Annotated in this window: 8 protein-coding genes; 5 read left to right on the top strand and 3 right to left on the bottom strand. The window is 61.0% G+C overall.

Annotated features, from left to right (window positions below; all coding sequences use genetic code 11):
* Positions 1-79 precede the first annotated feature (79 nt).
* On the bottom strand, positions 80-1,126 hold the full coding sequence (locus tag VGL22_RS09485; RefSeq protein WP_465266668.1) for an arabinan endo-1,5-alpha-L-arabinosidase: 1,047 nt from the start codon (positions 1,124-1,126) through the stop codon (positions 80-82).
* Positions 1,127-1,416: 290 nt separating this feature from the next.
* On the opposite strand from VGL22_RS09485, the gene VGL22_RS09490 reads away from it, so the two are divergent.
* From VGL22_RS09490 to VGL22_RS09510, 5 genes are all read left to right on the top strand, one after another.
* Positions 1,417-3,033 carry a family 43 glycosylhydrolase gene (locus VGL22_RS09490; RefSeq protein ID WP_465266669.1) on the top strand — a complete coding sequence of 539 codons (1,617 nt, stop codon included), beginning with the start codon at positions 1,417-1,419 and terminating at the stop codon, positions 3,031-3,033.
* An 18-nt stretch (positions 3,034-3,051) separates the two neighbouring features.
* Positions 3,052-3,999, top strand: coding sequence for a tetratricopeptide repeat protein (locus VGL22_RS09495; RefSeq protein ID WP_465266670.1), 948 nt, complete (start codon positions 3,052-3,054; stop codon positions 3,997-3,999).
* A gap of 451 nt (positions 4,000-4,450) precedes the next feature.
* Positions 4,451-5,548: an aldose epimerase family protein gene (locus tag VGL22_RS09500; RefSeq protein ID WP_465266671.1), complete on the top strand. Its 1,098-nt coding sequence runs from the start codon at positions 4,451-4,453 to the stop codon at positions 5,546-5,548.
* A 118-nt stretch (positions 5,549-5,666) separates the two neighbouring features.
* Positions 5,667-7,841 carry a hypothetical protein gene (locus VGL22_RS09505; protein WP_465266672.1) on the top strand — a complete coding sequence of 725 codons (2,175 nt, stop codon included), beginning with the start codon at positions 5,667-5,669 and terminating at the stop codon, positions 7,839-7,841.
* Positions 7,842-8,072: 231 nt separating this feature from the next.
* Positions 8,073-9,146 (top strand): G1 family glutamic endopeptidase, encoded by a 1,074-nt coding sequence (locus tag VGL22_RS09510; RefSeq protein WP_465266673.1) that lies wholly within the window; start codon positions 8,073-8,075, stop codon positions 9,144-9,146.
* Positions 9,147-9,223: 77 nt separating this feature from the next.
* Here VGL22_RS09510 and VGL22_RS09515 read toward each other — a convergent pair whose 3' ends face one another.
* Both VGL22_RS09515 and glmS read right to left on the bottom strand, forming a co-directional pair.
* Positions 9,224-9,796: a hypothetical protein gene (locus VGL22_RS09515; protein WP_465266674.1), complete on the bottom strand. Its 573-nt coding sequence runs from the start codon at positions 9,794-9,796 to the stop codon at positions 9,224-9,226.
* A 599-nt stretch (positions 9,797-10,395) separates the two neighbouring features.
* Positions 10,396-12,279: a glutamine--fructose-6-phosphate transaminase (isomerizing) gene (glmS, locus tag VGL22_RS09520; RefSeq protein WP_465266675.1), complete on the bottom strand. Its 1,884-nt coding sequence runs from the start codon at positions 12,277-12,279 to the stop codon at positions 10,396-10,398.
* Positions 12,280-12,329: the final 50 nt, after the last annotated feature.

A 12,329-nucleotide genomic window follows, 5' to 3' on the forward strand; every position in this document is an offset into this window, starting at 1 on the left:
CTGTTGTCACTGCAGTGCTGGCTACCGACTCTATTCACCCTAGCAGAACCGAGGAATCCGCTTCAGATCGAGTCGAACATCATTTCTGGTCAGCGGCGGAGCCCAGTGCGGCATGCGGCCAGCCATCCTTCCATGCCAGAGTGGAAATTTGCAGGGACGGTCTGCCCGTGGCCGCGTCGTAGGCATGGAAGACGATGATGTCGCCTCCGGGCCGCTGCAGCACCGACTCACCGCCCGGACCGAGCCAGCGCTGGTTGGCGGTAAGCAGGGGAGTGCCGCCTCCCTGCATCATAGGTTTTCGGTCAGCGTCGATATAAGGGCCAGTGACGTGCCTTGAACGGCCGACCATGGTGCGGTAGGTACTGTGAATGCCGCGGCAGCAGAGGTCAAAGGAGACAAACAGGTAGTAGTAATCGCCGTGATGAACGATGAAAGGAGCTTCGATGGCCTGCCAGTTGGCAGGCAGCCCCGGCGGGGCGGGCTCCGGATGCTCGGGAGGCTGGCGTGAGGCGAGGGAGTAGGTCCGCGTGTCGGCAGGCGAAAGCTTGCCGGTTGCCGCATCCAGACGGCGCATTTTGATTCCGGACCAGAAGCTGCCCAGGCTGAGCCACGGCACGCCTTTGCCGTCGAGCACCACGTTGGGATCGATAGCGTTGAAGTCGTCTGTGGCGGTGGATTGCAGCACCAGCCCTTCGTCGATCCAATGGTACTTGGGGCTGGATGGGTCGAGGGTATCGTTGGTAGCTAGCGCGATGCCGGAGACGTTGGAGCCGAAGGAAGAGAAGGCGTAGTAGAGGTGGAACTTGCCTTTGAAGAAGGAAATGTCAGGGGCCCAGAGGTCGCGGGTCTTGGGGCTCTGCTGGTGGATCCAGTCCGGTACTTTGTCGAAGACGCTGCCGCAGCGCTTCCAGTCGGTCAGATTGTCAGAGCAGCGGACTGCAAACTGACCGCCGCCGGGGGCGCCACCGGTGGCAAAGACGTAGTAGCGGTTCCCTTCTCTGGCGATGGATGGGTCGTGTGTACCGGCGACGTCGCCGGAAAGGCTGAGGGCGGCTGGATCCTGGGCGGGAGCGTAGACCCAAGGCAGAGCCAGGAAGGTGAAGAGCGTGAGCAGGCGAGCGTTCATTCGCACCTCGACGTTGCCGGGGAGTGATGCGGCAGCGCAGCAAGCGTTTACCAGACAACCCATGGTAGGGTAGCACCTGCGAAGCAGGCAAGCGGCGGGGCGATGGATCGCGACTCCCTCGAGGGGTTTGACGGGCGCGCAGGATTTGGTTGATACTTGCGCTTTCCGGAATTCAAGCTGATTTCCAGGGGCACTTCCGGCGGATCGAACCGGTTCGTCGATATGTGGGAAGGTGCATCCGAGAAAGCGCTTTCCGCTAAGTTGCTGACGCAACTTCAAGGGAGTAAACGTTGAAAGCTCTTCTTCATGTATTCGTCTCAGCGTGTGCGATAGCAGCTCTGTCGGGTTGCGGCGGAGGCGGGACCTCCACCACAACCGGAGGAGGAGGAGGAAGTACGTCCACTCCTGAGAGTGGAACGCTCACCAGCGTCGGCTTCAACTATCAGTACAAGCTGAAAAGCATGCAGACTGGTGGCGTGCTAGGGATCTCCGGGCAGAGCCAAGCGGCGGGCACAGCGATCGTCACGGAATCGGACGCCGGTGGAACGGATGCGCTGTGGCACTTCATCCCGATGGATAACCAGCAGTTCAATGTCGAGAACCTGCTGACGCACCAGGTAATTGGCATCACGAACGCTTCAAAGACGGCGGCATCGGCGGCGGTGCAGTGGGCGGATAACGGCACGAGCGATCATTTGTGGTCGTTCTATCTTCTCTCGGACGGGAATTACCTCATCAAGAACGTGAACAGCGGGCTTTACCTCGAAAACTCCTCCGGAGCAACGGTGGACCAGGGAGCGCGCGCCACTTCGGGATCGGGTTGCATGTGCCAGGAGTGGGCGCTGAGTGCGACGACGAGCCCGGCCTATCCGGCTCCCACCGCAGTGAGTGGAACCGGGATCTACGTGCATGATCCCTACATGCTTCAGGATCCGGCGACGCATCACTACGTGCTCTACGGAACGCACCAGACGCTGGCCTACTCCACGGACGGCAAGACGTTCACGTACACGAATGGCAGTTCGCCGGAGGGGGCGTGCAGCGCGGCAGATGGAACAGCATGGCTCAGCGCGGATCGGCACTGCCCGATCGTCGGGCCCGATTTCTCAAGCTGGAACGGCTTGCAGGCGCCGCTTGCAGCCAACAGCGGCCTGAATACGGACGTCTGGGCGCCGAGCGTGCTCTATGCCAACGGAGTGTATTACCAGTACTACGCCATTCCTTACGAGCCTTCGACGGGCGCAGAGGCGGTGATCGGGCTGGCGACGAGCACGACACCTTACGGTCCGTGGTCGGACAAGGGGTACGTGGTGACCTCCTGGACTGCGGCCAGCAGCGCGCCGCCGGCGAATAATCCCTGGGGATTCAGCAGCACGTCGACGTGGAATGCCATCGATCCGGCACCCCTTGTGGATGCGGACGGGAAATGGTGGATGGTCTTTGGATCGTGGCAGGACGGAACGCACCTAGTCCAACTGGATCCGACGACGGGATTGCGCATCGACACCAAGATGTATGGCGTCGGGGCGCGGGGGGCGGGTGAAGAGGGGCCGTTTATCTATTTCTGGAAGGGCTACTACTACTATTTCGCGGCGACCAACGCGTGCTGCAACGGCGTGAACACAAGGTATCGGACGATTGTGGGCCGCGCGAAGACGATTACCGGGCCCTATCTGGATCGTGGCGGGGTCGACCTTGCCGTGGGCGGCGGTACTATTCTGGTGAGTTCGCACGGCAACATCATTGGCCCCGGCGGCGCGAGCGTTTTCACGGATACGGGCGTGGACGGCACGGCGTCGCTTCCGACGCTGGTGTATCACTACTACGATGGGGGCAACAGCGGAGTGCCGACTTTGGGATTGAACCGGCTGGTGTTCGACTCCGATGGGTGGCCGGCGGTCCAGTAAATGCTTTGTCAGGATGAGATGAAATCCGATTCGCTTTGCCTCTGGATGGCCGCAGCAGCATTGCTGGTGTGCTGTGTGCTGCCTGCGCCGGCACAGGAGAGCAACGCGGAGAAGGTGGTGGCGCCGAAGCAGAGCCAGACCTTTGCCGGCGAGACGGCGCCGGAGGGCGCGACGCTGGCTGCGGAAGAGGCTGAGCTGAGGCAGAAGGCCGGAGAGAGCCCGCAATCAGGGGATGTGCTGTACCGGCTGGGAATGGTTCTGCGGCTGGAGCGCAAGTACAAGGAGTCGCTGGAGACGTATACGCGCGCGGCCGGACTGCGCAAGCCCGATGTGATGGACCTTCGTTCGGTGGCGTTTGATTATGTGCAGCTGAACGACTATGACGACGCGATCCGCTGGCTGCGCATCGCCTTGGGGATGCAGCCGGACAATGTGGACGTGCTCTACGCGCTGGGGCGGTGCTTTTACACCCAGAACGATTTCATCCATGCCGAGGCGGCGTTTACCCGGGTGCTGCAGCTCAAGCCGGATCATTTGAAGGCTGAGGAGAACCTGGGGCTCACGTACGACGGCCAAAACAAGCCGGAGCTGGCGGAGAAGACGTTGCGCACGGCGGTACTGTGGGCCGATCAGCGCCAGGTGAAGGACGAGTGGCCGTACATCGACTACGCGTCAGTGCTGCTGGATCAATCGCGGTGGGCGGAGGCTTTGCCGGTGCTGCGAAAGGCTGTGATGATTGCTCCCGAGTCGGCGCCGGGGCATGAGAAGCTGGGGCGCGCGCTGCTGGGTTCCGGCCAGCCCGCGGAAGCGGTAGTGGCGTTGGAGAAGGCTGTGAGTCTCGATCCGCAGAATCCGAAGGCGCACTTCGAATTGGGGAAGGCTTATCGGGATTCGGGACAGGCGGGGAGGGGGCGGGCCGAGTTTGAGATCAGCAAGCGGCTGTATGGGACGCATAACCAGGAGTGAGGGAGCCGGGGAGGATGGTTGGTAGGGGGGGGTGGGTATTTACTCTTTCGTTAATCCCCTGGTTGCCGCGCTGGTTCGGATTCTGCCTGAGCTACTGAGAGAGAGGGCCTCGAAATTGTGATCTAAATCACCACTTGGTTTCTGCTAACCTTCGACTGTTGAGCCATTTAGCTTGTTTTCGATGGCAAAGGCAAAAAAACGGACCAGTTAATTTTCTGGTAACAGAGTGCGTCGGAACCGAAGCGGAGGAAGCGAGCGCGCGGATTGGAAATGATATCCATATCGGAGCCAATTGAGGGAGTTCGATTATGGGACCGGGTGGGCCGTTTGGATGTGCTGGTCGTCACGCACGTGTGTGACGCAGGATTGTGTGGCCGGTGAGTGGATTGCGCCGGACGGGAAGGCTGTTGGGATACATTGGGCTATGCCCTTGAGGGTTGGGAACAAGACCATGAGAATGCTGAGCGTTATTCTGACCATGATGACTAGTGTTGCCGCTGCACACGCCGCTGTTTCGCATGCCGATTTCGGCAAGCTGCCGGACGGCTCGCCCGTAACCATTTACACACTCAAGTCTCCGCAGGTGGAGATGCGGGTGATGACCTTTGGCGCGCGGGTGGTCTCGATCACCACACCCGACCGGAACGGCAAGCAGGCCGACGTTGTCCTGGGGTATGACAAGCTCGAGGATTACGTGAAGGACAATAAGACGTACTTCGGTGTGGTGCCGGGGCGATACGCGAACCGTGTTGCGAACGGCAAGTTCACGCTGGACGGCAAGGAGTACCAGCTGAGCGTGAACGAGGGCACCAACACGCTGCATGGCGGCAAGGATGGGTTCGACCGCCGCAACTGGACGGGGAAAGAGATCCCTGGGGGCGTGGAGTTCACGCTGGTAAGCCCGGATGGCGACCAGGGGTTTCCGGGCAAGCTGACGGCGCATGTGCGGTATACGCTGCAGGGCAACAAGGTTGCGATCCACTACAGCGCGACGACAGACAAGCCAACGATTGTGAATCTGACCAACCACACGTATTTCAACCTGACCGGCGCGGGCAGCGGAACGATTCTGAACGAGAAGATGACGATTTACGCCGACAAGATGACGCCGGTGGATGCGAAGCTGATCCCGACGGGCGAGCTGAAGCCGGTGGCGGGTACACCATTCGACTTCAGGAAGGCGGAGACGATTGGGGCGCGTATCAACGCGGACGATGAGCAGCTCAAGCTGGGCAAGGGATATGACCATAACTGGGTGCTGAACGGAAAGATGGGCACTCTGCATCCGGCGGCGCGGGTACAGGATCCGGCCAGCGGGCGCGTGCTCGAGGAAGAAACGACCGAGCCGGGCGTGCAGTTCTACACCGGGAACTTTCTGGACGGTTCGTTCTCCGGGCCGAACGGGAAGTATGATTTCCGCACCGGGCTCTGCCTGGAGACGCAGCATTATCCTGACTCGCCGAATCATTCTTCGTTCCCGAGCACGGAGCTGAAGCCGGGGCAGACGTATTCGAGTGAGACGACGTGGACGTTCAGCGTAGAGAAGTAGCGCGAAAGGGGTTCTGAAGGGCGCGGCCGCGATGGCCGCGCCTTTTTTATTGCCGGCAAACGGGCAATCAGAGCGTCTACAGGACTGCGGTATGATCGCTGCGATCGGAGTTCCTCCCATGAGGCGTGGCGCGGTTTTGCTGGCTGTTTCGCTGATCGCACTCCCCATGGCGGCTCAGCAACCTTCTCTCGAAGTGCAGACGGCGGATGGGCGGACGACGTTCCACACGGGCGAGCCGATCGTGCTTAACCTCACGATTGCTACGCCGGTGGATGGGGTGTATGTGGCGGCCCCGTGGAAGACGCCGCGGGGCGGCGAATTCGATATGGACACGATCGCGGTGAGTCCTGCGACGGGATGGTCTGATCCGCTGGCGCTGTACTTCAAGCAGAGGATGATTCGGATGGGGCATGGCTGGCAATGGCCGCCCCTGGAAAAGGCCAAGCCGGCGGCCATCCCGATGGTTCTGAACGACTGGGTGCGCTTTGAGCAGCCCGGGGACTACACGGTGACCGTGACCACGCATCGCATCTCTGGCAAGACCGACGAGAAAGAACGGCCGACGCCGAGCGCGGCCATCCGCCTGCACATCGAGGCCGCACGTGCGGAGTGGCAGTCGGCTCGCCTGGAGGAGATTCGTTTGAGGCTGCCGGTCAACGATCCTTTGAAGTTCGACGAGGGCGCGCTGAGAGAGCTCAAGTACCTGGGCACACCGGAGGCAATCGACCTGCTCTCCAGGCTGATGCGCAACATTGGGTGGTATGTGGAGTGGGAGGCCGCGATGGGTCTGGACGGTCTCAAGGATGCGATGCGCCCGATTGCACTTCATGCGATGGACAAGCGGATAGCGGAGGCGGATTTCCCTATATCGCCGGAGTTCTTCTCGACCTATTGTTTTCTCCAGGTGCGCCCGGGCTCGGAGATGGAGAGCATAGAAGCACAGATAGGAAGCAGCAGGGCTGCTTTGTGGCCGAAGGTGTTTGCGGCGGTGGCGTCGAAAGAGGGAAAGGCGCGAGCACAGACGGTGCAGACGCTGCTCCTTTTCGGACGCGAGATAAAGACACCGGAGGTGCAAGCGCGGATGGGGTCGCTGCTCTCCTCTTCGTTTTTCGATCTGGATGAGCGGAGCCAAATCGACGATCTGCGCCAGCACTGGGACATGCTGAACTCCGCGGAGTTTGTGGCTGTGCTGCGAAAGCTGGCGGAGATGCCGTTTGAGAACGACGACGCAAATGTGCCCTACTCGAGCACCGACCTGCGAGCGGCGGCGTTCCAACGCTGGCATGAACTTGATCCGGCGGCCGCGCGGAGGGAGGCGCTGCGACAGATTGGAAGCTCATCGCCCACGATGCCGGCACAAGCGGTCGCGTTCCTGGCAGACAAGTCGCTCGCGGAATTCGAACCGACCTGGGCAAAGGCGTTTGTCGAGACGACGGAGCAGTTGACGGAACGCAGACTAGGTTCATTGCTGGTGCGGTTTGGGACTGGTGCGGCGACTCCGCAGATGATGGCCAAGCTGGATGCGCATACGGACGCGTACCCGTGCGACGCACATGTGTATGCACTGGCTTATCTGGCCCGCTTCAATCCAAAGGAAGCGCGGCCGCGGCTGCGTCATGAGGTCGCTGCGGATGAGGGCCGCTGCGGCGGGAGTTTGTTCCAGTGGATCTCACAGCAGACGGCAGCGCCGGTGCTGAATGATGTTGCAGTTGAGAATCTCGCGAACAGCAGCGAAGAAGTTGTGCGCGGCGCGATTGAGTATCTGACAGCTTACGGCAGGCCCGAGGACAAGGCACCCGTGCTGAAGCGCTTCGAGGAGTGGAAGCCGGACTGGAAGAACTATCCGAATTACTTCAACAAGGCATTGGACAAGCCGCCGGCGGACCCGGGCAACTTCATCGTTGGGGAGGAACTGGCGCGCGCGGTGACGGCCAATCAGGGATGGCTGGCAGACAAGGCACTGATCGACAGTGTGGTGGCCCGCTGCGCAGGTGAGGCAATGTGCAGCTCGCTGCGCGGAGTGCAGGTCTCGAGCGGGGCTCCGTATCAGGTGAGGTTGCCGGACACGACGGAGCCTATGGGATTCGCGAATCCATCCGGATTTGGAGTGGCGCAGTACGGGCCGCGCACGATGGAGTTGCTGGACGCGAAGCTGCAGCAGTTCCCGCGCGGAACAACGTTTGCGCTGCAGCCGCTGATGGGAGAGCGCAACAGCGATCGCGAGAGGCTGGAGGCAAAGGTGCGGGCTTTGTTCGCGAAGCGCGGGATGGTTCTCAAGGACACTGGCAAATAGGTGCTGCGATGCTGATGGAAGGGTCTCCGTGCGAGGCTCGTGGTTCGACCGTTGTTCTTCAATGTGCTGCTGAATAATCAGGCCGAGCGCAGCGGGCGAACTCCACGCGAAAGACGCAGCGGGAAGAAGAGTTTTTTATTCTCTGTCACGATTCTGGCGGAGAATTCCACTATCAGGCAGACATTCTCTGGTGCTTCATCAGAGTAAGAACTCCCCTAAAGGAATTGGAACATGAAAACTCTGTCGTCCGCCCTTACGGCGGCTCTAGTCCTTGCTGCGCCTGTAGCAATCGTGGCGCAGAATAGCTTAGCAAATCCGATAGCCACACCGCGTCACCTGCAGCCCAACGAGCACGCGTTGAGTCTGCCGGGTGCTACCACCATTGAAGCGCCTGCGGCCGACTTCGACCCGATCTCGGCATCAGACGAAGAACTTGCGTATCACGGCTTCCCCCCGCGTCCCAATCAGAACGACGTGAAGGCTTATGCGAGCTGGGCGGAAGCGATGCAGCATTCAAAGACCCGGGTGACTCCGAAGCTGCAGCAGACCAGCATCTATCATGGGCCAGCCCAGATCAAGAAACAGGTGAACACAGCCGCTGCGGAGAGACAGCCCGGCCTGGCGCAGCAGCCGAGCAACACTTACTACTCCTCTAACTGGAGCGGCTATGTGGCTCTGAGTGGCGCCACCAGCTACGGTTCCTCCTCCTACTATTACCTCATCAACGACATGGTGGTTCCGATTGCGCAGCAGCGTCCCGGCGCCTGCACAGGCGGATGGGCTTATGGGTCGGAGTGGAATGGCATTGACGGATGGGGATCATCGGACGTGCTGCAGGCGGGAGTGGAGTTTGACGCTTATTGCAGCGGCACCGCGCGCTCGACGTTTTACTCGGCGTGGTATGAGTGGTATCCCTACGGCGAGGTCCGCATCAGCGGTCTGCCGGTGACGGCGGGGGATGATGTGTTCGTCGAAGTGTGGCACACATCGGCAACCCAGGGCTATGCGTACCTGACAAACCTCAACACCAATCAGTCGGTGCAGGTGGGATTCACGGCGCCTGCGGGAGTATCGCTGAAGGGCAATTCGGCCGAATGGGTTGTGGAAGCTCCCACGGTGGGCGGAAGCCTCGCCACGATGGTGGACTACACGCGGGTTCCCTTCTGGGACTCGTATGCCTACACCGAAGCTTACGCATTCTATGACGTGGCTAATTCGACCGCGGTGGACATGGAAGTGGGCACCACGATTGTTTCGTACCCGGAGTACGTGGGTGTGGAAGGCTTTGTGATGCACTTTCAGTAACGAACCTGTTCAAGCGGTATGCATGCGATGGCGAGGGCCGGCGGCCCTCGCCATCGCACGCAAGAAATGGCGGAAGATCAGTGGAACAGGCGGTAGCTTGCGCCCACGCTGAATCCGTTGGGTGAGAGGCCGCGGGGCCCGTTGGTTCCAACGAACCCTGGCCAGATCTGATACTCGTAATCTCCTCGGAGCACGAGGCGAGGGGAGATGCGATATCCCAGGGTAGCCCCGGGCGCGAAAACAGCCCACCCACCCGTGTTGGACCTCTGTTGGAACGTAGCGCCACCGGCCAGGAACTTCGCGTTCAGTGACAGTCGCCGGCCTCCAAGGACCTGGAAGCGCGGACCGATAAGGTAGTTTGATTCCGAAATGCCTGACACCCCGTGCCAGGGCATCCAGCGGGCTTCCCCCTCCATCCCGATTCTGCCGATGAGCCGATTGGCGTCGGCGAACGCCGCGACGCCCAGCAGGCGATGGTCCCAGCACGAGAAGGGCGAGGCATTCGGACAGCCCCAGTCCGGATTGAAGGATGAGAACTCAGCCCCTACCCAGATCGACCTCCGTCCGCCTTCGGCGGATGGAGCCGATTGCGCAAAAAGCGCGGGGGAGAGCAAGAACAACAGGCATGCGAGCAAAACGTTCTTAGTCAACTGCAACAACCTCCTTCGTAGAGAACACAACCGGCCACGGAAACGCGGGGCCGCCCTCTCCTTTTAAGCCTATAGCACGACAATATACAAGGCCAGACGGCTCCCGAACTTGAGGAGTGCGCCGGCCATCCCCGGATTCCGCTTCTCGGGTTAGAACGAGATCTGGGGCACCCGTCCTTCCATTTAGATTCCTGAACCCCGCAAAACTGACGATGTTGCTGTCGAACATCATCGCAATTGCATTTAACTCCCTGCTCCCGAAGTTCTGTTCGGAGCTGACGGCTGGTTCCGGAGGGAATGCCCGAGGCAATCCAGCAGCTCAGACCGGTTCACGCCGCTCGAGATGGATAACGCCAGGCAAGGGGCCAGAGCGACCTGCCTCGCGTTGTCCGAAGATGCCTTATCGTACTGCATTGAATATGGATTACGCAGCATCCGGGGATGGATCATTTTGTACTCCTATATTCAGCGAGCCGTCTTGATTCCCCGCTCGGTACCGGTGAAACTGGCCAGCCGCATCCTGCGTCTGGCTCGTTCACAGCGAGTCGTCAGCGCGGCAGCGGGAGGCACTGGGTACCTTCGCCGCCGCTCCTGCGAATTTACTCAACGGTGACGGATTTGGCGAGGTTGCGAGGCTGGTCGACGTCGCAGCCGCGGCGCACGGCGATGTAATAGGACAGCAGTTGCAGGGGAACAATCTCCAGGAGCGGCGAGAGCAATTCGATTGTGGCGGGGATGTGGATGACGTGCTCAACTAGTTCCCCGATGGTCGTGTCACCCTCGGTTGCAATGGCGATGACGCGGCCGGAGCGCGCGGTGACTTCCTGGACATTCGACAGCGTCTTTTCGTAGCGCAGCTTGGAGGCCGGATCGGTCTCGTCGCGGGTGGCCAGGACCACCACGGGCAGCGTCTCGTCGATCAGCGCGTTGGGGCCGTGTTTCATCTCGCCGGCAGGATAGCCTTCCGCGTGGATGTAGGAGATTTCCTTCAGCTTGAGCGCGCCTTCGAGGGCAATGGGGAAGTGGATGCCGCGGCCGAGATAAAGGAAATCGCGCGCATTGGCAAACTCCTTGGCGAGTTGTTCGCATTGCGGCGAAGACACGCGCAGAATCTCCTCAATCTTTGCGGGCGTGCGGCTCAGTTCCTCCATCAGGGCGACGGAGCGCTCCTTGTCGAGGCGTCCACGCAATTGTCCCAGCTTGAGCGCGAGCAGAAACAGCGCGGTCAACTGCGAGGTGAAGGCTTTGGTGGAAGCGACGCCGATTTCCGGGCCGGCGTGCGTATAGATGGCGGCGTGCGCTTCGCGCGCCACCATGGCGCCCACCACGTTGCAGATGGCGACGGTCTTGGAGCCGAGGGCTTTCATCTCGCGCTGCGCGGCGAGGGTGTCTGCGGTCTCGCCGGACTGGGTGATGAGCAGGCCGAGGGCGTTGCGATCGGGAATGGGATTGCGATAGCGGTATTCGCTGGCGTAGTCGACATCGACTGGCAGGCGCGCGAGGCGCTCGATCATGTATTTGCCGGCCATGCCCGCATGCCAGCTTGTTCCGCATGCCGCGATGTTGATGCTGGAGGCGGCGGCGAGCTCTTCGTCGTCGATGTCCATTTCGCCGAGGTAGACTTTGCCGGAGTCGAGCGAGAAGCGGCCCAGGGTGGTGTCGCGAATGGCGCGCGGCTGCTCCCAGATTTCCTTGAGCATGAAGTGCTTGTAGCCGCCCTTTTCCGCCTGGATGGGATCCCACTGGATGCGTTGCAATTCGCGCTTCACAGGCTCGCCGGCGAAGTTGGTCAGGGTGACGCCGTCGGGCGTGAGGATGGCCATGTCGCCGTCGGCGAGGAAGTACATATTGCGGGTGTGATGCAGGATGCCGGGCACGTCGGAGGCGACGAAGTACTCGCCTTCGCCTACGCCGACGACCACCGGCGGACCGAGGCGCGCGGCGATGATCTTGTCGGGTTCAGAAGAAGAAAGGATGCCCAGTGCGAACGCGCCGGTGAGGTGCTTCACGGCCTCGCGGATGGCGTCTTCAAGCGGGAGAGGCTTGCCGGCGGCTTCCGCATCCTTCTGGACCTGTTCGATGAGGTGGGCGATGATTTCGGTATCGGTCTCGGTGACGAACTTGTGGCCCTGCGCGATGAGTTCGCGCTTGAGCTCAAGGTAGTTCTCAACGATTCCGTTGTGAACGACGACAATGCGGCCCGTGCAGTCGCGGTGAGGATGCGCATTCTCTTCGGTGGGCCGGCCGTGCGTGGCCCAGCGTGTGTGGCCGATGCCGAAGGTGCCCTTGAGCGGTGTATCCCGGAGTACGCCCTCAAGGTTTTGCAGCTTGCCTGGCGCGCGGCACACTTGCAGCAGAGCGCTTTCGGGGCCTCCCACGGCGATGCCTGCCGAGTCGTACCCCCGATACTCGAGCCGGCGCAGTCCTTCAATAATGACCGGAACGACCTCTTTCCGGCCCACATACCCTACGATTCCGCACATGGGGACATTGTAAGGGAGCAGGAATCATTTTCAGGTGAAGGGTCAGTCCC

Origin of the sequence: Occallatibacter sp. (assembly GCF_036502485.1) — a bacterium.
In the GTDB taxonomy this organism is placed as follows: Bacteria; Acidobacteriota; Terriglobia; order Terriglobales; family Acidobacteriaceae; genus Telmatobacter.